The organism is Modestobacter sp. NPDC049651, assembly GCF_040659695.1.
Taxonomy (GTDB): Bacteria; Actinomycetota; Actinomycetes; order Mycobacteriales; family Geodermatophilaceae; genus Modestobacter.
The window spans coordinates 72,534-94,575 of sequence record NZ_JBFAOG010000008.1; the positions used below are offsets into that span (position 1 = coordinate 72,534).

Genomic DNA, 22,042 nt, shown 5'->3' on the forward strand with positions numbered 1-22,042 from the left:
CTCCCCCTGGGTCCCTCCCGCCGGGGAACACCCCGCGGGGCGTCGCCGTCGCCCTCCGGGCGGGGTCGGCGCAGGTGAGGGTCGCCTTACATGAGGCGTTTCACGCGGGCCACGCCGCGTGTCTCCTCACAGGTGGGCTTACCTTGAGCACTTGTGGCGACAGTGACGACGCAACAGGCCCCACGACGGGCGCCGAAGACCGGGCGGTTCAGCAACTCGGTCGTCAAGAAGGCCGTGATGGCGGTCAGCGGCCTGATCATGATCGGGTACCTCATCGCCCACATGATCGGGAACCTGCACGCCTTCCAGGGCGCGGAGGAGTACAACCACTACGCGACCTGGCTGCGCACGTTCGGCGAGCCGGCCGTCCCCCGCCGGACGCTGCTCACGATCATCGAGATCGTCCTGGTGGCCAGCGTGGTCGGGCACATGTGGGCGGCGATCTCGCTGTGGCGCCAGGCCCGGCGGGCCCGCCCGGTCGCCTACGTGACCAAGAAGCGCGTCCAGCAGAGCTACGCGTCGAAGACGGTGCGCTGGGGCGGGCTGATCATCTTCGCCTTCATCGTCTACCACATCCTCGATCTCACCAACGGGTCGATCAACCCCGCCGGCACGGGCACCGAGCCCTACGAGCGGCTGATCGCGGACTTCACCAACCCGTGGATCACCATCTGGTACTGCATCGCCCTCGTCCTGGTGGGCGTCCACCTGCGGCACGGCATCTTCGCCGCCACGCAGACGCTCGGCCAGACCAACAAGCGCCGCGAGCGCGCGGTCAACGGCATCGCCTACCTGGTCTCCGCGGTGATCACGGTCGGCTTCCTGCTCGTGCCGCTGTCCATCGCCTTCGGCTGGATCGACTGAGACAGGAGTACGACGATGCCTCTCGAGCTCTTCTCCGTCGGCGAGCCGATCGCCGACACCAAGTCCCCCCGCGACGTCCCGCTGCCCGAGCGCTGGAACGAGCGCAAGTTCCGGGCCAAGCTGGTCAACCCGGCCAACCGCCGGCGGCTGTCGGTCATCGTCGTGGGCACCGGCCTCGCCGGCGGCTCCGCAGCGGCGTCCCTCGGTGAGCTCGGCTACCGGGTCAAGTCCTTCTGGTTCCAGGACAGCCCGCGCCGCGCGCACAGCGTCGCCGCGCAGGGCGGCATCAACGCCGCGAAGAACTACCGCAACGACGGCGACAGCGTCCACCGGCTGTTCTACGACACGGTCAAGGGCGGTGACTTCCGCTCCCGCGAGGACAACTCCTACCGGCTGGCCGAGGTCAGCGCGAACATCATCGACCAGGCGGTCGCCCAGGGCGTGCCCTTCGCCCGCGAGTACGGCGGCCTGCTGGACAACCGGTCCTTCGGTGGCGCGCAGGTGTCCCGCACCTTCTACGCCCGCGGCCAGACGGGCCAGCAGCTGCTGTACGGCGCCTACCAGGCGCTGGAGCGGCAGATCGGGCTGGGCAACGTCGAGACGCACCCGCGCTCGGAGATGCTCGACCTGATCGTCGCCGACGGCCGGGCCCGCGGCATCGTCGTCCGCGACCTGGTCACCGGCGAGATCACCACGCACTTCGCCGACGCCGTCGTCCTGGCCTCGGGCGGGTACAGCAACGTCTACTACCTGTCCACGAACGCCAAGGGCTCGAACGTCACCGCCGCCTGGCGGGCGCACAAGCGGGGCGCGCTGTTCGCCAACCCCTGCTACACGCAGATCCACCCGACCTGCATCCCGGTGTCCGGCGACTACCAGTCGAAGCTGACGCTGATGAGCGAGTCGCTGCGCAACGACGGCCGGGTCTGGGTGCCCAAGGAGCGCGGCGACAGCCGCGACCCGCGGCAGATCCCCGAGTCCGAGCGCGACTACTACCTCGAGCGGATCTACCCCTCGTTCGGCAACCTGGTGCCCCGCGACATCGCCTCGCGCCAGGCCAAGAACGTCTGCGACGAGGGCCGCGGGGTGGGCCCGAACGGGCTGGGCGTCTACCTGGACTTCACCGACGCGATCGAGCGGCTCGGGCTGAAGGCCATCCAGTCGAAGTACGGCAACCTCTTCGACATGTACAACCGCATCACCGGGGAGAACGCGTACGAGACCCCGATGCGGATCTACCCGGCCGTGCACTACACGATGGGCGGGCTGTGGGTCGACTACGACCTGGAGTCCAACATCCCCGGCCTGTTCGTGATCGGTGAGGCCAACTTCTCCGACCAGGGCGCCAACCGGCTCGGCGCCAGCGCCCTCATGCAGGGCCTGGCCGACGGCTACTTCGTGCTCCCCTCGACGCTGGCCAACTACCTGTCGCAGGGGCCCTTCCCGAAGGTCGACGACAGCCACCCGGCCGCCGCCGAGGCCCTGCAGACGGTGAGGTCGCAGACCGAGAAGCTGCTGTCGATCAACGGCACCCGCACGGTCGCCTCGTTCCACCGCGAGCTGGGCAAGCTGATGTGGGACCTGTGCGGCATGGAGCGCTCCGAGGAGAGCCTGCGCAAGGCGCTGGACCGGATCCCCGAGCTCAAGCAGGAGTTCTGGACCAACGTGAAGGTCTCCGGCGAGCAGGGGCGCTTCAACCAGAACCTGGAGCACGCCGGCCGGGTCGCCGACTTCATCGAGCTCGCCGAGCTGATGTGCATCGACGCCCTGCACCGCAACGAGAGCTGCGGCGGCCACTTCCGGGCCGAGAGCCAGACCCCCGAGGGCGAGGCGCTGCGCGACGACGAGAACTACGCCTACGTCGCCGCCTGGGAGTACACCCCCGACGGCACCGCGCCGGTGCTGCACCGGGAGAACCTCGAGTACGAGTACGTCCACCTCGCACAGCGGAGCTACAAGTGAACCTGACCCTGCGTGTCTGGCGTCAGCTGGACCGAGCCAAGAAGGGCAAGATGGTGACGTACCACGTCACCGACGTCTCGCCCGACATGTCGTTCCTCGAGATGCTCGACGTGCTCAACGAGAAGCTCATCCTCGACGGCGACGACCCGGTGGCCTTCGACCACGACTGCCGCGAGGGCATCTGCGGCTCCTGCGGCCTGATGATCAACGGCATCGCGCACGGCCCGGAGCAGACGACCACCTGCCAGCTGCACATGCGGTCGTTCTCCGACGGCGACGTCATCGACATCGAGCCGTGGCGCTCCGGCGGCTTCCCGGTCATCAAGGACCTGGTCGTCGACCGGTCGGCGTTCGACCGGATCATCTCCGCCGGTGGCTACATCAGCGCCCCGACCGGGACCGCGCCGGAGGCGCACTCGGTGCCGGTGCCGAAGAAGGACGCCGACGCGGCGTTCGACGCGGCCACCTGCATCGGCTGCGGCGCCTGCGTGGCGGCCTGCCCGAACGGCTCGGCGATGCTCTTCACCGCCGCCAAGGTCGCCCACCTCGGTCTGATGCCGCAGGGCCAGCCCGAGCGCGACACCCGCGTGCTGCGGATGGTCGCCCAGCAGGACGCCGAGGACTTCGGTGGCTGCAGCAACATCGGTGAGTGCTCCGCGGTGTGCCCGAAGGGCATCTCGATGGAGACGATCTCGCGGCTGAACCACGACCTGCTCGGCGCGCTGCGCGCTGGGGCGGTCCCCACCAGCTGACACCCGCTCCACCGCGCACGGGCGGGCACCCCCTCGGGGGTGCCCGCCCGTCGTCGTCTCAGGTGACCGGGACGCGCCGCGCGGCCAGCCACTCGTCGAGCTGGGCGGCCGGCAGCGGCCGGCTGATGTGGTAGCCCTGCACCACGTCGCAGGCCATGCCCTGCAGCGCGCTCACCGTCTCCTGGTCCTCGGCGCCCTCCGCGACCAGCACCAGCCCGAGGGACTGCGCCAGCTGCAGGGTGGAGGCCACCACCGCGGCGGCCCGCGCGCTGCGCGGCATGTCGGCCAGGAAGGACCGGTCCAGCTTCAGCTCGGTGACCGGCAGCGAGGCGAGGTAGGCGAGGCTGGAGTAGCCGGTGCCGTAGTCGTCGATCGAGATGCCCACCCCGGCGGTGCGCAGCTGCTCGAGCACCCCGGCCGCGCGCACGCGGTCGGCGACCAGCAGCGTCTCGGTCACCTCGAGCACCAGCACGGACGCCGGCAGCGCGTGCCGCAGCAGCGCCGCGGCCACCTCGCCCGGGAACGCCGGGTCGACCAGGTCGCTGGGGCTGACGTTGACCGAGACGCCGAGCTCCCGGCCGCCGTCCCGCCAGGCCCGGCACTGCGCCAGGGCGAGGTCGAGCACCGCGGCGGTCAGCCGGGGCATGAGCCCGCCGGACTCCGCGAGGTCGACGAAGGCGTCGGGGTACAGCAGCCCGCGGTCGGGGTGCTGCCAGCGGACGAGCGCCTCGACGTCGTGCACCTGGCCGCTGCGCAGGTCGAGCTTCGGCTGGAAGTGCAGGAGCAGCTGGCCCCCGGCGATCCCGGCGCGCAGCTCCTCCAGCGTCTCCAGCCGGTGCCGCCCCTCGCCGTCGCGGGCGTCGTCGTACACCGCGGGGCCGGTGCGCGCCGCCTTGGCGGAGTACATCGCCAGGTCGGCCAGCTGCAGCAGCTCCTCCGCCGCGGCGGAGTGCCCCGGACCCGCGGCCACGCCGATGCTGGCGTCCACGGTCAGCGACAGCGCGCCGAGCCGGAAGGGGCGCTGCAGCTCCTCGCGCAGCCGGCCGGCCAGCGCGTGCGCCCCGGCCGCGTCCAGGTCGGCGGCGAGCACCACGAACTCGTCGCCGCCCAGCCGGCCGACCAGGTCACCGGACCGCAGCTGACCGGCCAGCCGCGGCGCGACCTCCCGCAGCACCAGGTCACCGGCCGCGTGGCCCAACGAGTCGTTGATCTCCTTGAACCGGTCCAGGTCGACCACCAGGACGGCGAGCCGGTCGCCCCGGGCCAGCGCGGCGTCGGCGGCACCCAGCGCCTCGTACACCGCCCGCCGGTTGGGCAGGCCGGTCAGCTCGTCGGTGCGCGCCTGGCGGCGGCTGTCGGCGAGCGCGCGCACCTCGCGGAAGCTCAGCAGGGTGCGGGTGAGCGCGGCGAGCACGGCCGCCAGCGCGAGCCCGCCGGCCACGACGTCCCCGCTCTGCAGGTAACCGAGGAAGAGCAGGACCAGCGCGGCCACCGCGCAGATGCCCGGCAGCACCAGCCCGCTGCGGCCCTCCAGCCGCCGGGACCGCCCGGCCCGGGGCACCTGGAGCGCCGCCATGCCGAAGCAGAGGAACGCCACGCCCCAGCCGAGGTCCAGCAGGGTGCCCGCCCGGAAGGTCTCCCGGGCGACCTGCAGGACGTAGACGACGTCGGTGACCGCGAACAGCGCCATCCCGGCGCTGAGCCACCACCACGCGGGCCCCGCCCCGCGGCCGATGACGGTGATGCAGCCGAGCAGCAGCACGAGCAGGAGGCTGTCGCCGATCGGGTAGGCCAGGCTGGTGGCCACGACCCCGGGGCTGCCGTGGGTGGCGTCGAGCACCGCGCCGACGGCGAACGCGGCCCCGAAGGCCGCCGCGGTCAGCCCGGTGACCAGCCCGTCGACCCAGGTGCTCGCGGTCAGCCGGCCGACCCGGTTGCGGAGCATGAGCAGCAGCGCCACGTAGGCCAGCGGGTAGAAGCCCATCCACCCGGCGTCGGGCAGGAACGGGCGGACCTCGCTCAGCCGGTGGTCGTAGCCCAGGGCGTAGGCGGCGTTGCCGGCCAGGTAGCTGCCCAGGGCGGCGGCGAAGCAGAGCCAGGCGGCCCGCCCCTCGCGGTAGAGCAGCGCCCGGACGAGCACCACGGCTGCGAGCAGGGCGAGGAAGAAGCTGTAGCCCCCGCCGAGCAGCAGGGCGCCGGACCCGGGTACGCCGAGCGCCTGGGCGGCGACCAGCACGGCGTAGGCCGCCACACCGGCGGCGCTCACCCGGCGCAGGACGCGCAGCCGCCGGTCGACCGGGGCGGTCCGGCCGTCGCCGGCCGGAGACGTGGGCCACATGGGGAAGGAGTCGGCCGGCCGGGCGCACTGCTCGACGGTCGCGCCGTCCATCTCCCCCGGCGTGGGGAGGCCGCCGCGGCGTCAGGAGGGGCTGATGCCGAGGCGGTCGGTGAGGAAGAGGAAGGCAGCGGCGAAGTCGTTGCCCGCGACCTCGCTGCGCAGCCGGTCCCAGTCCACCTGCTCCCGCACCGCCCGCACGTGCGGCAGCAGCCGGCCGAAGTCGCAGTAGTGCTCGGTCATCGACCGGAGCTTGCTGGACAGCAGGTCGGTGGCCGGCAGCACCGGCAGCCGCACGCCGAGCAGGTCCATCTCCTCGGAGCGCTCCAGCAGGACCTGGTCGACCCGCTCGCCGACGATGCGGTGCAGGACGTCGACCTGCGCACCGTTGCAGCCGACCTTGAACAGCCAGTCCTCCGGTGGACGGGTCACCGCGAAGCCGGCCGACTCGAGGACGTCGGCCGCGCGCTCGGCGTCGTCCTCGGCGACGACGAAGTCGACGTCGTTCTCCGACTCCGGCGCGCCGTGCGCCCACAACGCGTAGCTGCCGGCCAGCGCGAACGGCACCCCGTCGGCCTTCAGGGCGGAGGCGGTGCGCTTGAGCGCCTCCCGCAGTTCGTCCCGGTCGGTGGGCAAGCGCGCTCCTCAGCTCGGGGGTCCGGACCGGGTGAGGGTCTACCCGAGCGGGTAGCGGTCACGCGTGCGCCTCGCGACCTTCAACATCCTGCACGGCCGTTCCCCCGCCGACGACCAGGTCGACGTGGGCCGGTTCGCGGCCGCGGTGAAGTCCCTGGACGCCGACGTGCTGGCGCTCCAGGAGGTGGACCGCGACCAGCCGCGCTCGCACCTGGCCGACCTGACCGCGGTGGCCGGTCACGCGATGGGGGCGGTCGACTCGCAGTTCGCCGCGGCCATCGCCGGCACCCCCGGGGCGACCTGGACCGCCGCCACCGGCAAGGAGCACCCCGGGACGGCGGCCTACGGGATCGCGTTGCTGTCGCGGTACCCGGTGCGCCAGTGGCAGGTGGTCCGGCTGCCGGCGATCCCCTTCCGCTTCCCGATGTGGCTGCCCGGGCCGCGGAAGGTGATCGTGGTCGACGAGGAGCCGCGGGTCGCGCTGGTGGCGGTGCTGGAGACGCCGCACGGCCGGCTGACCGTCGTCACCACGCACCTGTCGTTCGTGCCCGGCTGGAACCGGCTGCAGCTGCGCCGGCTGCGCCGCGACCTGGCCGGGTACCCCGGCCCGCTGGTGCTGATGGGCGACCTGAACATGACCCCGCCGACGCCGGCGGCCGTCACCGGCTGGCGCCCGATCGCCAGCGGGCCGACGTTCCCGGTCGAGCAGCCGGACCGGCAGCTCGACCACGTGCTGCTGCGCGGCGAGCTGGGCACGGTGACCGCGACGTCCGCCCCGGACCTGGGGCTGTCGGACCACCGGGCGCTCACCGTGGACCTCGACCGGTGACCGCCCCGACGCTGGTCTTCGACGGCGACTGCGGCTTCTGCAGCCGCGTCGCCGAGGTGGCCCGCCGGGTGCTGCCGGCCGGCTGCGCGGTGGTGCCGTGGCAGTGGGCGGACCTGGCCGCGCTGGGCGTGACCGCAGCGCAGGCGCAGGCCGAGGTGCTGTGGGTCGACCGGGACGGCGCGGTCTCCGGCGGCGCCCGCGCGGTCGCCCGGGGGCTGCGGGCCGCGGGGCTGCCGTGGTCGCTGCTCGGCCTGCTGCTGTCGGTGCCGCCGGTCCGCTGGCTGGCGCCTCCGGTCTACCGGCTGGTCGCGGCGAACCGCTACCGGCTGCCCGGTGGGACACCCGCCTGCCGGCTGCCACCGCCCGGCGCGGCCTGAGTCAGGCGGCGTCCTCGGCGCGGCGGTCGGCCAGCTGCAGGAGCAGCGGCGCGAGGCCGTCGGCGACCAGCGCGTAGCCGGCCGAGGAGGGGTGGAACCGGTCGGCGGAGAAGAGCGCGGCGTCCGCGGCGAACCGCGCCGACAGCTCCGGGGCGACCGGCGCGGCCACACCACCGGCCGCCTCGACCGCGGCGACCTGCCTGGCGCGCTGGTGGGCGCTGATGCCGGCCACCACGGGCCGGAACGCCGGTGGCACCCAGGCGACGGCGGACAGGTCGGGCGTGGGCACGACGAGGACGTCGCAGCCGCGGGCGGTCAGCTCGCCCACCGCCGCCCCCAGCGCCGCCGCACCGCGCTCGGCCGGCACCTGGCGGATCAGGTCGTTGGCCCCGACGACCAGCAGCGCGAGGTCGGCGTCCCGGGGCGCGCGGCACAGCTGGCCGGCGAGGTCGAGCGACGTCGCGCCGGGCACGGCCACGACGTCGGTGCGGACGTCGTGCCCGGCCGCGGTGAGCACCCGGGACAGCCGGGCGCCGAGGGTGTCCTGCGGGGAGGCGGCCCCGGTGCCGGAGGCCAGGGAGTCACCGAGGACGAGGAAGCGCATGCCTGGTGCAACGACCGCGCCCGGCCGGCTCATCCCCCGCGGGCGAAGAGCTCGGCGGCCATCCCGTCGTCGATGAACGGGTACTTGACCTTGAACTGGGTGAGCGCCTCGGCGACCGACAGCACGTGGGTCTCCCGCCGTCCGGCCGCGTCGACGGTCTGCACGGTGACCATGTCCTCGTTGATGGGCACCCAGTGGGTCTCGGCGTAGTCGGTGAAGACGTTCACGCGTCCATCGTCGGACCCCTGTCGGCGGCGGGCCAGCCGTCCTACCGTTGCGCATGGCCAGCTGGGACGACGTGCGACGGATCGCGCTGGCCCTCCCGGGGACCACCGAGGAGGTCTGCCGGGACGGGCACCGCACCGTGCGGGTGCGGGACACGGGTTACGCCTGGGAGCGTCCGCTGGGGCGGGCCGACCTGGCCGAGCTGGGGGACGCGGCGCCGGACGGGCCGGTGCTCGCCGTGCGGGTCCCCGACACCGCGCGGCGGACGGCGCTGATCGCCGGCTCCCCCGGCGTCTTCTTCACCACCGAGCACTTCGACAACCACCCCACGGTGCTGGTGCGGCTCGACGCGATCGGCGTCGACGAGCTGGCCGGGCTGCTGCGCGAGGCGCACGCCCACCGCGCGCCGCTGCCGGCGCTGCGGGCCGTCCCGCTGGCGCAGGCCGGCTGAGCCGGCGGCTCTGCTCAGCCGGCGGGAACGGGCGCGGGACGGCGCGCGTCCCGGACCGCGACCACCAGCGCCACCAGCGCGAACGCGACGCTGACCGCGAGCCCCGCGGCGTAGCCCCGGCCGTACTCGGCGGCGCGCTGCGCCCCGCCGTCGGCAGCGCCGGAGACGACGGCGTAGAAGGTCGCGCTGATCACCGCGGCCCCCACCGCGTTGCCGATCCGCTGCGAGGTCTGCAGCATGCCGCCGGCGGTCGAGCCGCCCCGGACGTCGACCTCGGCGAGCGACAGCGCCTGGTTGGGGGTGACCACGGCCCCGCCGCCGAGCCCGGAGACCAGCAGCGCCGGCGCCATCAGCAGCGCGACCACGCCCGGCCGGGCGTGCCCCGCGGTCAGCAGCGCGATCACCGCCGCGCCGGTCACGCCCACGGTGAACAGGCCCAGCGCGCCGACCAGCAGCCGCCGGCCCAGCCGGTGCAGCAGCCGCCCGCCGATCGGGGCGGACACCGCGGCGCCCACCGCGTAGGCGGTGGCAGCCAGCCCGGACTGCAGCGCGGAGAACCCGAGCCCGTCCTGCAGGAACAGCGCCAGCACCAGCGGGGTGCCGGTGTAGGCGCAGAAGAACAGCACGGCGAGCACGACGCCGTCGGCGTAGGAGCGGATCCGGAACAGGCCCAGGTCGATGAGCGGGTGCCCGCGCCGGCGGCCCGGCCCGCGCTCCCAGCCGAGGAAGGCCAGCAGCACCCCGAGCGCCGGCACGACGAGGGCGACCAGCCGCACGTCGTGGTCGGCGTCGAACTGCACGGCGGGGAACAGCAACCCGAAGACGCCCACGGTCAGCAGCGCCGCGCCGGGCAGGTCCAGCGCGCGGGTGGAGCTGCGCGGCACCTCGGCGGGCAGCAGCCGCAGGCACAGCACGAACGACACGATGCCGACCGGCACGTTGACCAGGAAGCACAGCCGCCAGCCGAAGGCGTCGCCGCCCAGCGCGATGATCGCGCCGCCGATGACCGGCCCGGCGGCGGTGGCGATGCCCACCGCGCTGCCGATCGTGCCGAACGCGCGACCCCGCTCGTGCAGCGGGAACAGCTGCTGCACCAGCCCGGACACCTGCGGGTTGAGCAGGCCGCCGGCCAGGCCCTGCAGCACCCGGCCGACGATCAGCACTCCCGGGGTGGGGGCGAGCCCGACCATGGTGCTGAAGACGACGAACGCCGCGATCCCCACCAGCAGCATCCGCTTGCGGCCCCGGTCGTCGCCCAGCCGGCCCGCGATGATCGGCACCATCCCGAAGGCCAGCGCGTACCCGGAGACCACCCACTGCAGCTCGGCGGGGCCGGCGTGCAGGTCGCGGCCGATCGAGGGCAGCGCGACCAGCACGATGCTGACGTCCAGCAGCGTGATGAACAGCGCCGAGACGCAGACGCCGAGGGCCGCCCAGCGCCGCGGGTCGGGTCCGGCGGCGGCGGTCGTCACGGTCCGCATCCTCTCCGACGCGACTGCCCGCCGCCCTTCCGGCCCACCGGCGTGTTGTTTTCGACAACTCAGTGACGGTCGGTGCTCAAGCAACCAGGCGGTCCGGTCGATCACCTCTCCAGTCACCCGAACAGGTGACCGGAGCACGAGAGGGACGAGCGATGAGCACGCAGCAGCGGACGCAGCACCGGGCCGGCGCACGGCTGGTGCGCCGCATCGCCGGGGTGGTGGCGGCCGCGGCCGTCGGCCTCGCGGTCGCCCCGGGCGTCGCCGCCGCCAAGCCGGTCAACCCCAGCGACCAGCAGATCAGCCAGGCCGAGCAGCAGCAGACCGACGCGCAGGCCGTCGTCGGCCAGATCGCCGGCGAGCTGGCCGCGGCCCAGGCCGGCCTGGACGACGCCCGCGCCCGCTCGGCCATCGCGCTGGACGAGGCGCAGGGCAAGCAGGCCGACTACGAGGCCGCCCAGGACACCGCCGCGGCCGCGACCGCCGAGGCGCAGCAGGCCGACGCCGACCTGGCCGAGGCGCGCACCGCGATCGCCGGCTTCGCCCGGCAGAGCTACATGGAGGGCACCACCGACGCCGGCCTCAAGGCGCTGACCACCGCCGACGGCCCCGCGCAGATGCTGGAGCGGGCTGCGCTGCTCGACGCGGCCGGCTCGCACCGCAGCGACGTCGTCGTCGCGACCACCGAGGCGCAGGCCCGGGCGACCGCCGCCAAGGCCGCCGCCGACACCGCGCTGGAGCAGGCCGCCGACCTCAAGGAGCAGGCCGAGCAGGCGCTGGCCGCCGCGACCGCGCTGGAGTCCGCCGCCCGGCAGCAGGCGGCCGACGTCCAGGCCCGCAGCGCCCAGGCGCAGCAGGAGCTGCAGGCCGCCCGCGAGCAGGTGCTCGGGCTGCAGGGCGCCCGCAAGGCCGCCGAGGACTACGACAGGGCGCAGCAGGCCGCGCAGGCCGCCGCCCGGGCCGCGGCCGAGAAGGCCGCCGCGGAGCGGGCCTCCGCGCCCAAGGCGCCGACCGTCTCCAGGGTCAGCTCCGGCACCACCGCCTCGGCCGGCGCCGGGTCCGGCTCGAAGGTCGAGACCGCGATCTCGGCGGCCCGCCGGTACCTCGGCACCATCTACTCGTGGGGCGGCGGTTCGCTGAGCGGCCCGAGCATGGGCTGGGGCATCGACGCCGGCATCGTCGGCTTCGACTGCTCCGGGCTCACCCGCTACGCCTACGCCCAGGCCGGGGTGTCGATCCCGCGCAACAGCAGCGCGCAGTACCGGGCGCTGCCCAAGGTGACCCGCGCCGACCTCCAGCGCGGCGACCTGGTCTTCTGGGCGCTGGACACCAACGACCCGGCGACCATCCACCACGTGGCCATCTACCTCGGCGACGGCCAGATCCTCGAGGCGCCCGAGAGCGGCAGGTCGATCCGGGTCACCTCGATGCGCTGGGGCGGCTACATCGGGGCGGTCCGCCCCACCGCCTGAGGCGGACCCGGGGGCTGCCCCGGTCCTGGCGGGTCGCGAGCCCGGGGTGCGACCCTGGACGGACCCCCGCCCACCGGAGTGCACCATGCTCTCGAAGACCTGCTACGACCAGGAGGACGTCGCCGCCTGCCGGGCCCGGCTGGCGTCCCACCTCGAGGCCTGGCACCGGCTGCCCGCCGGCGGGGTGCCCGAGCTGGCGGAGTTCGAGCCGGTCTTCTTCAACCGGCTGGTGATCGAGCTGGACCACACCTTCGCCCAGCGCACCAGGCCGCCGGCCGGGCGACCGGCCGACGCGTCGGTCGAGGTCCGGGTGCTGGCCGGCTCGCTGGTCTGCGACGGCCGGCTGGCCGTCGACCGCACGGTCCGCTGGTGCCCCGAGCGGACCGTGCTGCGCTACCGGCCCGGTGACGAGATCGCCGTCCGCGAGGCCGACTTCACGGCCCTGTCGAAGGCGTTCCTCACCGAGCTGGAGACGCTGGTCGTCTGAGCGGGCTCAGCTCCGCGCGAGCACCGGGCCGGTGCGCCGCGCGCGGGCGCGGTTGTCCGCCGCGGCCCGCCAGGCGCCGATCCAGCGCTCGACGGTGTGGTCCATCAGGTGCCCCGCGAGCACCTTCTCCCGGGCGGCGGCGGCCAGCTCGCGGCGCCGGTCGGCGTCCTTGACGCCGACGCCGAGCCACTTCGCCCAGTCCTTCGGCGCCTTGGCCGGCGCACCGAGGCCCAGCCGCTCGTACTCGGGGGTGCGGGCACGCACGCAGAAGACGCCGCGGGCGGAGTACTCCATCGGCTTCAGCCAGCTCTTGCACTCGTTGAACCGGTCCAGCCGCAGCGGCGCGATCCCGACGTCGAACAGCTCGCCCATGCGGGCGCTGTAGGCGTCGACGTCGGGGATCCACGGCTCCTCGTCGGGCTCCACCGGCAGCCGCAGCCGGTCGCGGGCGTCCCACTTCTGCCCGAGCACCAGGAAGCGGCTCGCCCCGCGGGAGGAGTCCAGGGCCTGCTGCAGCCCGGACCCCATCTCCTGCAGGTCGTAGGGGTGGGTGAAGACGTTGCCGGTCCAGCCGATGGTGACCCGCTCGGGAGCCCGCTCGTAGGCCGGGGGCAGCTCGGCGATCCGCCGCGGGATGGCGTTGGGCACGACGGCCCCGCGCCCGTGGGGGGCGTACTCCTGGAGCAGCGCCGGGGTCGACACCGTGACGAAGTCGGCCTCCATCGCGCACGCGCGGGCCCACCGCGCCACGTCCTGCCGGACGAGCACGTCGTGGCCCTGGTGGCCGTAGGGGACGCCGGAGAGGAGGTCGTCCATCTCGACGACGACCGCGACGCCCTGCGCCTGGAGCACCCGCAGCGTCTGCAGCATCGCCTGCGTCTTGGGCAGCTGCATCACCACGACGTCCGCGCCCTGGGCGTCGGCGTCGACCACCTCCGGCGCGGCCCCCTCGGTCGGCGACTTGACGAACGTCTCGATGCCCCGGCCGACCGTGATCCGGACGTCGGCACCGGCCTCCTCGACCGCCCGCGCGGGCTCCCACATCCGGTAGTGCTCGGAACCGAAGCTGGCTGCGCGCAGCATGAGGACGTGCATGGTGGCGGGGTCCTTCCGTGGATGCCGGTCGAGCCCTCCGGACCCGGGAGGACCCGGACGCCGGTGGGAGGTGCACCGGTGTCATCGGCAGTCCGCCGCCCGCACCGGCACCCCTCCCCCGGCGACCGTCAGGCGGAGGTGGCGCCCATGGCCTCGGCGACGATCTCGACCGAGCGCAACCGGGCCTCGGTGGTCGGCGCCTGGTGGGCGACGATCAGCTCGTCGGCGTCCGCCTGCTTGGCGAACTGCTCGAGGACGTGCCGCACCTCGGCGGTGGTGCCGACGGCGGTGTGCGTGAGCATCCCGCTGACGTGCTGCCCGGCGCCCTGCTCGAGCAGCAGGTCGGCCTCCTCGTCGGTGAAGGAGCGGCCGCGGCCGAACAGCCCGGTGGCTAGGGTGCGGCGGACGGCGAGCAGGTTCTGCTGCGCCTCCTCGGCGGTGTCCGCGGCGATCGCGTTCACGCCGGCGATGACGTACGGCTCGGCGAGCTGCTCCGACGGCTTGAACTCCCGCCGGTAGGCGGCCACGGCCGCCTCCAGCATCTGCGGCGCGAAGTGGCTGGCGAACGCGTACGGCAGGCCCAGCGCGGCGGCCAGGTGCGCGCCGAACATCGAGCTGCCCAGGACGAACAGCGGGACGTCGGTGCCCTTGCCGGGGATCGCGTCGACGCCGGGCACCCGGGAGTGGCCGGTGAGGTAGCCCTGCAGCTCCAGCACGTCCTGCGGGAACGTGTCGGCGGAGCCGGGGTCGCGGCGCAGCGCGTACATCGTGTTCTGGTCCGAGCCGGGCGCGCGGCCCAGGCCCAGGTCGATGCGCCCGGGGTACATCGAGGCCAGCGTGCCGAACTGCTCGGCGATGGTCAGCGGCGAGTGGTTCGGCAGCATGACGCCGCCGGCACCCAGCCGGATGGTCGACGTCTTCGCGCCGACGTGGCTGATCAGCACGCTGGTCGCCGAGGAGGCGATGGTCGGCATGTTGTGGTGCTCGGCGTACCAGACCCGCCGGTAGCCGTTGGCCTCGGCGCGCTGGGCCAGCGCGACGCTGGAGGCGATGCTCTCGCCGACGGTGGCGCCGCGGGCGATGGGGGCGAGGTCGAGGACGGACAGCGGGATGCTCATCGGTGCAGGCCTTTCACGTGGGTTGCCGACACCAACGCACCGACCCGCCGGGCACTTCCCCGCCCCGACCGGGGGAGCCGGCGGTCGTGTCCGGCGGGTGCCGGGGGCTGCGCACCCTAGGGTGACCGGGCAGACACAGGCGGCGCCCAGGCTCGCCCGATGAGAGAGGACACGCAACGTGTCGCAGGACGACCGGTTCGGGCAGCCCCACGGAGCCCAGCAGCCCGACGGCCAGCAGCCCGACGGGCAGCAGCCGCACGACGGGCAGTGGCAGGGCGGGCAGTGGCAGCAGGCCGACCAGACCCAGCAGTTCCCGGCCTACGCCCAGCAGGGGCAGCCCGGGTACGGGGCGCCCGCCTACGGGCAGCAGCCCGGGTACGGCGCGCCGGACGCCGGCCCGTACGGCTACCCGCAGCAGCAGCAGTGGCAGCAGCAGCCGCGGGGCACGAACACGATGGCGATCCTCGGGTTCGTCTTCGCGTTCGTCTTCGCCCCGGTCGGCATCGTGCTCAGCGCCCTGGGCCTCAAGCAGGTCAAGCAGCGCAACGAGGGCGGCCGGGGCCTCGCGCTGGCCGGCCTGATCATCTCGATCGTCTTCACGGTGGTCTGGCTGCTGTCGATCGTGCTGCTCGTCGCGGCCGCCGACGATGCGACCGACGACCTCTCGGGCGTGGAGACCGGCGCGTCCGCGACGGTCGAGGCGCCGCCGACCGCCGACGACCTCCCCCTGCCGTCCGACCCGGCGGACCCGTCGGGTCCGGCCTCCACGGCGCCGGCCGGCTCGGTCGCCGCGGCGTGCGACACCATCATCCCGGCCCTCACCGGGGCGCAGGACGAGCTCGGCTCGGCCGCGACCCAGGAGGAGGCGCTGGCCCAGCTCGAGTCGCTGTCGCAGCAGCTCGACGCGGCGGCCGCCGGCACCGACGACGCCGGCTTCCAGGCCGACGTCCGCCGGGTCACCGACGCCTACCGTGCGCTCGGTCGGTCGGTCGCGGCCGGCGGGACGCCGGACTTCGACGAGCTGGCCCAGGCGGCCGGGGCCCTCGGCGGCGACTGCGCGCTGGCCGGCACCACCGACTGACCCGCCCGGCGCACCGACGGCCCGGGACCCCTGCGGGGGTCCCGGGCCGTCGTCGTCCCGGCGCAGATCAGCGGCTCTGCAGCGCGTCCAGTGCGACGGCCATGGCCGCGGCCACCCGGAAGTCCAGCCGCTGGTCGGGGACGGTGATCGTGTAGCGGTCGCGGATCGCCGGGATCCGCTCGCTGCTCATCACCACCTGACCGGTGGCCTTGTCGGTGAAGTCGAAGTGGAAGACGAACGGCACCCAGATGTCACCGAGGTACGGGATGAGGTCCCAGACCCGGCGCAGCACGGCGATGAACATGCTCCGCTCGGTGCCGACCGCCTCGATCCCGGGCGCCGACAGGTTCCAGGTCGAGCGGATCAGGCTCGCGCCGAAGGCCTTGCTGAACATCCCGAGCGGCCGGCCCTGCTCGTCGAACACGTCGTGCTGCGCGCCGACGTCGAGCACCTGGCGGGCCTTGAAGGAGAACACCCGGCGCGACTTCGACTCGTCGCTGAAGAAGACGACCTCCTCCTTCAGCTTCATCCGCTTCTGCTCGGCGAAGGCGACGATCGCCCCCGGGCTGCCGTCGGGGCCGGCGGCCCGGATCTCGTAGCGGTTGACCATCATCGTGATCCGCTGGTTCACGAAGAACTTCGGCACGACCATGGCGGCCGGCTGGTGGTGCGGAGTGCTCACGGTGCGGATCTCCCATCGGTCGGACGACGTCCCGCATCCTGCCGCACCGACCCGCCGGCGGGTGCCCCCCGGAGCCGGGGTCAGCGGACGGCGAGCCGGAGCGTGAGCGTGCCGGTGCTGCCCTCGTCCCCGCGCTCGACCAGGACGCCGTCGCCACGGACCGCCCGGTACCGCCCGGACCCCCCGGTGACGGCGAGCGTCTTGCGCGGCGGCGGCGCGTTCACCAGGGAGAAGGCGATCGTGTCGTCACCGTCCAGCCGGACGACGCCGGTGCAGTTCGACAGCCCGGTGGGGTCGACGACCACGCAGCTGCCCACCTCGTCGCCCACCTGCCGGCCGTCCTGCCAGAGGGTGTCGCGGAAGACGATCGTGTCCGCGGCCGACGGCCCGGGCGCGCCGAGGTCGGTGTAGTCGAACGGGCTGAACCGGACCTCGAACTCCAGGGTGGTCTCGTACCCGTCGCGGCCCGGCCGGCCGTCTTGGGGGCTCGCGCCGGCCACCGCCGCCGGCACCGCGACCCCGGCCGCCACCAGCACCCCGCCCACCGCGAGCACCCGCCTGCGTCGCCCCATCCCGCGCCTCCTCCGTCGCCCTCACCCGCTCAGCCGCTGCTGGGCGGGGGCACAGACTGCCGGGGCGGGGCCGGGGTGCGACCGTGCGCGGTGCGCCGGGGCGGCGCGCTCGCGCGGCGGCTACCGGGGGTGCCCGGTCAGGTGGTCGGCGTCGTCGGGGTGAGCAGCTCGAGCCGCGGCGGCTCGGCGAGGTGCTGCCGGATCTCCTGGAGGAACCGCGCGGTGTGCTCGTACCGCTCGTGCGCCTGCCACGCCTCGCGGTCGCGGTAGACCTCGTAGAACAGCCGGGAGCCGGGGCTGTCCTCCACCGTGTGGACGACGTACTGCAGGGTGCCGGGCTCGTCGGCGTGGATGGCGGGGACGGTCTCGGCGACCAGCGCGTCGAAGGCCTCCTCCGCGCCGGGCTGCAGCTCGAACCGGACGACGAGGGCGAACATGCGGCGGAGCGTAACCGGGCGCGCACCGAGGTGCTCCGTTTACGCCGTACGCGCTGCGGCTAGCCCTCCCCCATGCTGCGGAACGGGTGCGCGAGGCGGCCGGGCGGTCGCCGGGCGGCCGGCGGGGGCCAGACGAGGAGCGACCGGTGACCTCCCCGGACCTGCACCGCCTGGTCTGGTGCCGGCTGTTCGAGCTGGGCATGACCGCGGAGCAGGCGTCGGAGCGGACGCACGGCGTGCTGTCGAAGGAGGCGGTGCGCGGGCTCGCCGAAGGGACGGCGTCGGTCTACGTCAGCGACCGGGTGGCCCGGGCCCTGGCGCGGTCGCTGGACGTGACCGTGCACCGGGTGCGGCTGGCCGCCGGCCTGGACGTCGAGGAGCCGGCGCTGAGCACCACCCGGCCGCACCTGCGCGTGGTGGGCGACCCGGACTGAGCCGGGCCGTCGGGCCTAGCGGTTCTGGCGGCGGGCGATGAGCACCAGGCCGCCGACGACCACGACGAGCGGCACCCAGCCGGGCAACCCGAAGGGGCCCACGATGGCCTGGACGACGAACAGCAGGACCTGGAAGGCGACGAAGAAGCCGACCAGCATCACCAGCCAGAACAGCACCGGCTTCTCCATCTGCAGTCGGCGCAGGTAGTCCATGGCATCCCCTCGGTCGCGCGGTGCGGCGGTCGCCGGCTCGTCGGTTGCATCGGCCGCGGCGACCCGCAGCTCAAGCCCGACGACCCGATGATCCCCCGGCGGAGGGCTGCGGGGGCCGGACGCCGGGACCGAGCTGCTCCCGCCCGGCCGGCACCGGGTCGACGGCGACCGCCGGAGCGGCCGGCCGCTCCCCCAGCCGGACGAGCACGATCCCGGCCAGGACGACGAGGCCGCCGACGAGCTGCACCGGCCCGGGCCGCTCCCCCAGCGCCAGCCAGGCGGCGAGCACCGCGAAGAGGACCTCGCTGAGGCCGACGAACGAGCTCAGCCGCGAGCCCAGGCGCCGGACGGCGGCGATGCCCGTCGCGTAGGCGAGCGCGGCGGCCACCAGCGAGACGCCGAGCACCGGCACCACCCAGCTCGTCGTCCACCCGGCGAACCGGGCGTCGGCGGTCGTCGTCCGCCACGGGACGACGCCGACGAGCGCCGCCGCGCCGAGCACGAGCGCGCCGACACCCAGCCCGGCCCAGGCACTGACCAGGGGCGGCAGCGCGTCCTCGGTGCGGGCGGAGAGGACGAAGTAGGCGGCCAGGCCGAGAGCGGCGACCAGGCCCCAGACGACGCCGACCGGGTCGATCCGGGCGCCGCTGGCGACGTCGAGCACGAGCACCAGGCCGCCGAGGGCGACGACCATGCCCGCGCCCGTCACGGGGCTGGGCCGGTGGCCCAGGCGCAGCCAGGTCCAGAGCACCACGAAGAGGACCCCGGAGTACTCCAGCAGCAGCGCGACGCCCACGGAGAGCCGGGAGACGGCGTTGAAGTAGGCGAGCTGCGGCAGCGCCACGGCCAGCGCGCCGAAGGCGAGGACGGCGCCCGCGTTGGACCGCAGCCGCCGCCACCGGCCGCGCAGCTGGAGGACGGCGGGGACGGTGAGCGCCAGGGCGGCCACGGCCATCCGCACCGTGACCGCGGCGCCGGCGCTCCAGCCGGAGGCGAGCAGGCCGGAGGCGAAGGTGCCGGCGGTGCCGAAGGCGGCCGCGGAGAGGACCGCCAGGAGCAGGCCGACGAGCCCGGTGCGGTTGACGAGCACGGCTGCCCCCTCGGCGTCAGGAGTCAACGGACGTACGCTCCTGATGTCCGGGGACGCTAGCAGAGTCAGGACCGAGATGCTGTTTGCTCATGACACGGAGAGCGCGCTGGCCGCTGCCGCGGCGCTGGTGAACACCGCGACCGGCGGTGGGGACGAGCTCGCGGACCCGCCGGCACTGGCTGCGTTCCTGGACACCTGGCGGTTCACCGGCGATCGCGTCGGCGACGCGGCCGAGCTGGCCGCCGTCCACCGGCTGCGCGCCGTCCTGGACGGCATCTGGGGCGCCGGCGAGGACGAGGTGGTGGCCGTGGTGAACCGGCTCCTCCGCGACGGGCACGCGCTGCCGCAGCTGGTGCGGCACGACGGGTGGGGGTACCACCTGCACGCGACCGAGCCGACCGCGTCGCTGGCCGACCGGATGGGCGTGGAGGCGGCGCTGGCCGTCGCGGACGCCGTGCGCGCCGACGAGCTCGGCCGGCTGCGCCGGTGCGCGGCCACCGGGTGCGACAACGCCCTGGTCGACCTCACGAAGAACGCCGGCCGGCGGTTCTGCGACAGCAGCTGCGCCAACCGGGAGCACGCGGCCGCCTACCGCGCCCGCCGCGCCGCCGGCTGACCGGCCGTTCCCGGCCCGGTCCGCGCCGCCGTCCCCGGCGCCCCCGACCGCGGACCCGGGACCCGGCCGGCGGCGGCACGGCGCTGCACCTCGGCGTACATCGACTCGTAGGCGTCCGCCATGACGGCGGGCCGGAAGCGACGTCGGGCGACCGCGGCGCACGCCTCGGGATCGAGCTCGTCGAGCCGGCGCAGCGCCCGGGTGAACTCCTCCTCGTCCGCAGCCAGGAAGCCCGTCACCCCGTGGTCGACGAGGGAGGGCAGGCAGCCGAGCGGATGGGCGACGACCGGCGTGCCCGCGGCGAGCGCCTCGCACACCGCCGTCCCGCCGGGTTCCTCCCAGCGGACCGGGAACAGCACCGCCCGGGACCGGCGCAGCAGGTCGTGCTTGACCGCGCCCGACACGCTGCCGATCCACCGGGCCCGCTCGCCGTCCAGCAGCGGGGCGACGCACTCCAGGAACCACCGGACGTCGGGATGACCGTGCACGGGACTGGCGGGATCGGCCAGGGCGGCGTCGAGGTGGGCACGGTCCGGCTGCCCACCGACCGGCCCGGCGAGCACCACGGGCACCCCCGCGGCCCGGCAGGCGCGCACGGCGACGTCGGTGCCCTTGGCCGCGCACAACCGGGACAGCACCAGCACGGCGTCGCTGCGCCCGGAGCGCGGGACCGGCGGCTCGTCCGGCACCGGGACGGCGAGCGGGACCGCACCGAGCGTCTGCCGCCGGAGGGCCTCGGGCCCGCGGGCCACCTGGGACTCCGAGACGCCGGCGAAGAACACCCGCCCGCCGCCGTCGAAGCCCGCGTAGAAGTCGGCGTTGCGCCGCAGGTCCCAGTGCAGCGTGTGGAGCACCGGCGGCCCGGCGGGACCGACGGCGGCGAGCACGGCCGGCCCGACGACCTCGAGGTGCGTGTGGACCACGTCGAAGGGCGCGCCGGCCGCGGCGTGCCGGCGGACCTCCTCGACCACGGCGTGCTCGTGCGCGTGCGCGATCCCGGTGACCTCCGGGTAGGGGGCGGCCAGCCGCGCGAACTGGCCGGTCCCGAACGCCGCCACCCGGCCGTCCGCGGGCAGTTCGCTGTCCCCGACGGTCGCCAGGACGACGGCGTGCCCGCGGCGCCGCAGCTCGGTGGTGAGGGTCGCGACGACGTTCTCCAGCCCGCCGTAGCCGCGGGGCGGCACCGGCAGCCAGGGGCCGGCGTCCATGAGGACCTTCACCGGTCGGCTCCCGGGACCCGTGCTCCCCGGTAGCCCGGCACCGTCCGCATCGGCGGACGCTCGCGCGCAGCCACCTCCCAGGTCACGGCCTCGATCTCGGTCCCGGTGCGCACGTACTGGACCAGCGTGTCCTCGGGCACCGCGATCCCCGGGCACCGGGCGAGCGCCGTCTGCAGCACCTGCCCGGCCATCCGGCCCAGCGCCGCATCGCTCTGGTGCGAGTGCCGGCGGGTGCCGAGGTCGACCTGGGCCAGCGCGTCGATGCCGGCGAGCTCCGCCAGGTCGATGAGCAGGCCGAGCTCGACGCCGTAGTGCGCGACGAACGGGACCTGGTCCAGCAGCTCGCGGCGGCCGGCGTACTCGCCCGACAGCGGCTGGACGAACCCGGACAGGTGCGGCCAGAGCGCGCCGAGCAGCGGGCGGGCGGTCAGCTCGGTGACCCGGCCGCCGCCGGTGGGCACCAGCCCGTCCCGGGTGTCGACCGGCCGGTCGTAGAGGCCCTTGACGTACCCGATCGACGGATCGGTCAGGAGCGGACCGAGCAGGCCGACCACGAAGGTCGTGTCGAAGGCGAGGAGGTCGGCGTCGATGAACACCAGCAGGTCACCGGAGGTCACGTAGAGGGACTTCCACAGCGCCTCCCCCTTGCCCGCCACGTGGCCCCGCTCGGGGAGGACCTCGTCGACGTGCACGACGCGCGCGCCGGCGGCCGCCGCGACGGCGGCGCTGCGGTCGGTGGAGCCGCTGTCGACCACGACCACCTCGTCGACCAGCGGCACCCGCTCGACGAGGTCGCGGCGCAGGGCCTGCACGATCGCGCCGACCGTCCGCTCCTCGTCCAGCGCGGGCAGGACGACGCTGACGGTGCGCCCTTCCCGCCGCTTGTGCTGCAGGAGGCGATCGGGCTCGTAGTCGGCCGAGCGGAAGGTGCGGTGGTGCAGCCAGCGGGCGACGTCGGCGCGCATGGGTTCCTCCCCGGTCGGGTGCAGGTCCTGTCCCCGTCGGCACTTGG

Annotated in this window: 25 protein-coding genes; 11 read left to right on the plus strand and 14 right to left on the minus strand. The window is 74.7% G+C overall.

Going from position 1 to position 22,042, the window contains the following annotated elements; genetic code table 11:
* Positions 1 to 162 precede the first annotated feature (162 nt).
* The 3 genes from AB0J00_RS13110 to AB0J00_RS13120 are packed head-to-tail and all read left to right on the plus strand — an operon-like array spanning position 163 to position 3,578.
* A complete protein-coding gene (locus AB0J00_RS13110) occupies positions 163 to 864 on the plus strand; it encodes a succinate dehydrogenase cytochrome b subunit (protein ID WP_357744874.1) in 702 nt (233 codons plus the stop codon).
* A gap of 15 nt (positions 865 to 879) precedes the next feature.
* On the plus strand, positions 880 to 2,826 hold the full coding sequence (locus AB0J00_RS13115; protein ID WP_357744877.1) for a fumarate reductase/succinate dehydrogenase flavoprotein subunit: 1,947 nt from the start codon (positions 880 to 882) through the stop codon (positions 2,824 to 2,826).
* The gene (locus tag AB0J00_RS13120) at positions 2,823 to 3,578 is read left to right on the plus strand and encodes a succinate dehydrogenase/fumarate reductase iron-sulfur subunit (protein ID WP_357744879.1); all 756 of its coding nucleotides are present in this window, start codon (positions 2,823 to 2,825) and stop codon (positions 3,576 to 3,578) included. Before AB0J00_RS13115 ends, AB0J00_RS13120 begins: the two co-directional genes overlap by 4 nt.
* 58 nt (positions 3,579 to 3,636) lie before the next feature.
* On the opposite strand, the gene AB0J00_RS13125 is transcribed toward AB0J00_RS13120, so the two are convergent.
* Together AB0J00_RS13125 and AB0J00_RS13130 are read right to left on the minus strand one after the other, a co-directional pair.
* The gene (locus tag AB0J00_RS13125) at positions 3,637 to 5,967 is read right to left on the minus strand and encodes an EAL domain-containing protein (protein ID WP_357744882.1); all 2,331 of its coding nucleotides are present in this window, start codon (positions 5,965 to 5,967) and stop codon (positions 3,637 to 3,639) included.
* 30 nt (positions 5,968 to 5,997) lie between these two features.
* Complete coding sequence (locus tag AB0J00_RS13130; protein WP_357744885.1) at positions 5,998 to 6,549, minus strand: nucleotidyltransferase; 552 nt, start codon at positions 6,547 to 6,549, stop codon at positions 5,998 to 6,000.
* A gap of 64 nt (positions 6,550 to 6,613) precedes the next feature.
* On the opposite strand from AB0J00_RS13130, the gene AB0J00_RS13135 reads away from it, so the two are divergent.
* Positions 6,614 to 7,378 carry an endonuclease/exonuclease/phosphatase family protein gene (locus AB0J00_RS13135; protein WP_357744887.1) on the plus strand — a complete coding sequence of 255 codons (765 nt, stop codon included), beginning with the start codon at positions 6,614 to 6,616 and terminating at the stop codon, positions 7,376 to 7,378.
* Positions 7,375 to 7,755 (plus strand): DCC1-like thiol-disulfide oxidoreductase family protein, encoded by a 381-nt coding sequence (locus tag AB0J00_RS13140; protein ID WP_357744889.1) that lies wholly within the window; start codon positions 7,375 to 7,377, stop codon positions 7,753 to 7,755. The genes AB0J00_RS13135 and AB0J00_RS13140 overlap by 4 nt, the downstream gene beginning before the upstream one ends.
* A 1-nt stretch (position 7,756) precedes the next feature.
* Here the strand turns inward: AB0J00_RS13140 and AB0J00_RS13145 are convergent, their stop codons facing one another.
* Positions 7,757 to 8,359: a GDSL-type esterase/lipase family protein gene (locus AB0J00_RS13145; RefSeq protein ID WP_357744891.1), complete on the minus strand. Its 603-nt coding sequence runs from the start codon at positions 8,357 to 8,359 to the stop codon at positions 7,757 to 7,759.
* 29 nt (positions 8,360 to 8,388) lie between these two features.
* Entirely contained in the window at positions 8,389 to 8,586 is a 198-nt protein-coding gene (locus AB0J00_RS13150) for a hypothetical protein (RefSeq protein ID WP_357744894.1), read from the minus strand.
* Positions 8,587 to 8,639: 53 nt separating this feature from the next.
* Here AB0J00_RS13150 and AB0J00_RS13155 point away from each other — a divergent pair, with 53 nt between their 5' ends.
* Complete coding sequence (locus tag AB0J00_RS13155) at positions 8,640 to 9,035, plus strand: MmcQ/YjbR family DNA-binding protein (RefSeq protein WP_357744897.1); 396 nt, start codon at positions 8,640 to 8,642, stop codon at positions 9,033 to 9,035.
* A gap of 14 nt (positions 9,036 to 9,049) precedes the next feature.
* Here the strand turns inward: AB0J00_RS13155 and AB0J00_RS13160 are convergent, their stop codons facing one another.
* On the minus strand, positions 9,050 to 10,507 hold the full coding sequence (locus AB0J00_RS13160) for an MFS transporter (RefSeq protein ID WP_357744900.1): 1,458 nt from the start codon (positions 10,505 to 10,507) through the stop codon (positions 9,050 to 9,052).
* A gap of 161 nt (positions 10,508 to 10,668) precedes the next feature.
* Here AB0J00_RS13160 and AB0J00_RS13165 point away from each other — a divergent pair, with 161 nt between their 5' ends.
* Positions 10,669 to 11,985 (plus strand): NlpC/P60 family protein, encoded by a 1,317-nt coding sequence (locus tag AB0J00_RS13165; protein ID WP_357744903.1) that lies wholly within the window; start codon positions 10,669 to 10,671, stop codon positions 11,983 to 11,985.
* A gap of 85 nt (positions 11,986 to 12,070) precedes the next feature.
* Positions 12,071 to 12,472 carry a hypothetical protein gene (locus AB0J00_RS13170; RefSeq protein WP_357744905.1) on the plus strand — a complete coding sequence of 134 codons (402 nt, stop codon included), beginning with the start codon at positions 12,071 to 12,073 and terminating at the stop codon, positions 12,470 to 12,472.
* Between the two features lie 6 nt (positions 12,473 to 12,478).
* Here AB0J00_RS13170 and AB0J00_RS13175 read toward each other — a convergent pair whose 3' ends face one another.
* Positions 12,479 to 13,567 carry a glycosyltransferase gene (locus AB0J00_RS13175; RefSeq protein WP_357744908.1) on the minus strand — a complete coding sequence of 363 codons (1,089 nt, stop codon included), beginning with the start codon at positions 13,565 to 13,567 and terminating at the stop codon, positions 12,479 to 12,481.
* A 128-nt stretch (positions 13,568 to 13,695) separates the two neighbouring features.
* Entirely contained in the window at positions 13,696 to 14,685 is a 990-nt protein-coding gene (locus AB0J00_RS13180; RefSeq protein WP_357744911.1) for an LLM class flavin-dependent oxidoreductase, read from the minus strand.
* Between the two features lie 178 nt (positions 14,686 to 14,863).
* Here AB0J00_RS13180 and AB0J00_RS13185 point away from each other — a divergent pair, with 178 nt between their 5' ends.
* A complete protein-coding gene (locus tag AB0J00_RS13185) occupies positions 14,864 to 15,766 on the plus strand; it encodes a DUF4190 domain-containing protein (RefSeq protein WP_357744915.1) in 903 nt (300 codons plus the stop codon).
* Between the two features lie 67 nt (positions 15,767 to 15,833).
* Here the strand turns inward: AB0J00_RS13185 and AB0J00_RS13190 are convergent, their stop codons facing one another.
* The 3 genes from AB0J00_RS13190 to AB0J00_RS13200 all read right to left on the minus strand — a co-directional run bounded on the left by AB0J00_RS13190 (position 15,834) and on the right by AB0J00_RS13200 (position 17,457).
* Positions 15,834 to 16,448 (minus strand): hypothetical protein, encoded by a 615-nt coding sequence (locus AB0J00_RS13190; RefSeq protein WP_357744918.1) that lies wholly within the window; start codon positions 16,446 to 16,448, stop codon positions 15,834 to 15,836.
* Positions 16,449 to 16,528: 80 nt separating this feature from the next.
* On the minus strand, positions 16,529 to 17,020 hold the full coding sequence (locus tag AB0J00_RS13195) for a hypothetical protein (protein ID WP_357744921.1): 492 nt from the start codon (positions 17,018 to 17,020) through the stop codon (positions 16,529 to 16,531).
* A gap of 137 nt (positions 17,021 to 17,157) precedes the next feature.
* The gene (locus tag AB0J00_RS13200; RefSeq protein WP_357744924.1) at positions 17,158 to 17,457 is read right to left on the minus strand and encodes a putative quinol monooxygenase; all 300 of its coding nucleotides are present in this window, start codon (positions 17,455 to 17,457) and stop codon (positions 17,158 to 17,160) included.
* Positions 17,458 to 17,603: 146 nt separating this feature from the next.
* On the opposite strand from AB0J00_RS13200, the gene AB0J00_RS13205 reads away from it, so the two are divergent.
* On the plus strand, positions 17,604 to 17,891 hold the full coding sequence (locus AB0J00_RS13205) for a hypothetical protein (RefSeq protein ID WP_357744926.1): 288 nt from the start codon (positions 17,604 to 17,606) through the stop codon (positions 17,889 to 17,891).
* A 15-nt stretch (positions 17,892 to 17,906) separates the two neighbouring features.
* Here the strand turns inward: AB0J00_RS13205 and AB0J00_RS13210 are convergent, their stop codons facing one another.
* On the minus strand, positions 17,907 to 18,104 hold the full coding sequence (locus AB0J00_RS13210) for a hypothetical protein (RefSeq protein ID WP_357744928.1): 198 nt from the start codon (positions 18,102 to 18,104) through the stop codon (positions 17,907 to 17,909).
* Between the two features lie 70 nt (positions 18,105 to 18,174).
* Entirely contained in the window at positions 18,175 to 19,221 is a 1,047-nt protein-coding gene (locus AB0J00_RS13215) for a DMT family transporter (protein ID WP_357744929.1), read from the minus strand.
* A 49-nt stretch (positions 19,222 to 19,270) separates the two neighbouring features.
* Between AB0J00_RS13215 and AB0J00_RS13220 the strand changes: the two genes are divergently transcribed.
* Entirely contained in the window at positions 19,271 to 19,810 is a 540-nt protein-coding gene (locus AB0J00_RS13220; RefSeq protein WP_357744931.1) for a CGNR zinc finger domain-containing protein, read from the plus strand.
* Here AB0J00_RS13220 and AB0J00_RS13225 read toward each other — a convergent pair.
* Together AB0J00_RS13225 and AB0J00_RS13230 are read right to left on the minus strand one after the other, a co-directional pair.
* The gene (locus AB0J00_RS13225) at positions 19,783 to 21,030 is read right to left on the minus strand and encodes a glycosyltransferase (RefSeq protein ID WP_357744934.1); all 1,248 of its coding nucleotides are present in this window, start codon (positions 21,028 to 21,030) and stop codon (positions 19,783 to 19,785) included. The two genes, AB0J00_RS13220 and AB0J00_RS13225, sit on opposite strands and share 28 nt — an antisense overlap.
* The gene (locus AB0J00_RS13230) at positions 21,027 to 21,995 is read right to left on the minus strand and encodes a glucosyl-3-phosphoglycerate synthase (RefSeq protein ID WP_357744936.1); all 969 of its coding nucleotides are present in this window, start codon (positions 21,993 to 21,995) and stop codon (positions 21,027 to 21,029) included. Before AB0J00_RS13230 ends, AB0J00_RS13225 begins: the two co-directional genes overlap by 4 nt.
* Between the last annotated feature and the right edge of the window lie 47 nt (positions 21,996 to 22,042).

What these genes read in the sequence shown, in the direction of transcription:
- AB0J00_RS13115 (WP_357744877.1), top strand. Translation starts at nt 880, where the DNA reads ATGCCTCTCGAGCTCTTCTCCGTCGGCGAGCCGATCGCCGACACCAAG.
- AB0J00_RS13125 (WP_357744882.1), bottom strand. Translation starts at nt 5,967, where the DNA reads ATGGACGGCGCGACCGTCGAGCAGTGCGCCCGGCCGGCCGACTCCTTC.
- AB0J00_RS13145 (WP_357744891.1), bottom strand. Translation starts at nt 8,359, where the DNA reads ATGCGCTTCCTCGTCCTCGGTGACTCCCTGGCCTCCGGCACCGGGGCC.
- AB0J00_RS13155 (WP_357744897.1), top strand. Translation starts at nt 8,640, where the DNA reads ATGGCCAGCTGGGACGACGTGCGACGGATCGCGCTGGCCCTCCCGGGG.
- AB0J00_RS13165 (WP_357744903.1), top strand. Translation starts at nt 10,669, where the DNA reads ATGAGCACGCAGCAGCGGACGCAGCACCGGGCCGGCGCACGGCTGGTG.
- AB0J00_RS13170 (WP_357744905.1), top strand. Translation starts at nt 12,071, where the DNA reads ATGCTCTCGAAGACCTGCTACGACCAGGAGGACGTCGCCGCCTGCCGG.
- AB0J00_RS13175 (WP_357744908.1), bottom strand. Translation starts at nt 13,567, where the DNA reads ATGCACGTCCTCATGCTGCGCGCAGCCAGCTTCGGTTCCGAGCACTAC.
- AB0J00_RS13180 (WP_357744911.1), bottom strand. Translation starts at nt 14,685, where the DNA reads ATGAGCATCCCGCTGTCCGTCCTCGACCTCGCCCCCATCGCCCGCGGC.
- AB0J00_RS13195 (WP_357744921.1), bottom strand. Translation starts at nt 17,020, where the DNA reads ATGGGGCGACGCAGGCGGGTGCTCGCGGTGGGCGGGGTGCTGGTGGCG.
- AB0J00_RS13200 (WP_357744924.1), bottom strand. Translation starts at nt 17,457, where the DNA reads ATGTTCGCCCTCGTCGTCCGGTTCGAGCTGCAGCCCGGCGCGGAGGAG.
- AB0J00_RS13210 (WP_357744928.1), bottom strand. Translation starts at nt 18,104, where the DNA reads ATGGACTACCTGCGCCGACTGCAGATGGAGAAGCCGGTGCTGTTCTGG.
- AB0J00_RS13220 (WP_357744931.1), top strand. Translation starts at nt 19,271, where the DNA reads ATGCTGTTTGCTCATGACACGGAGAGCGCGCTGGCCGCTGCCGCGGCG.
- AB0J00_RS13230 (WP_357744936.1), bottom strand. Translation starts at nt 21,995, where the DNA reads ATGCGCGCCGACGTCGCCCGCTGGCTGCACCACCGCACCTTCCGCTCG.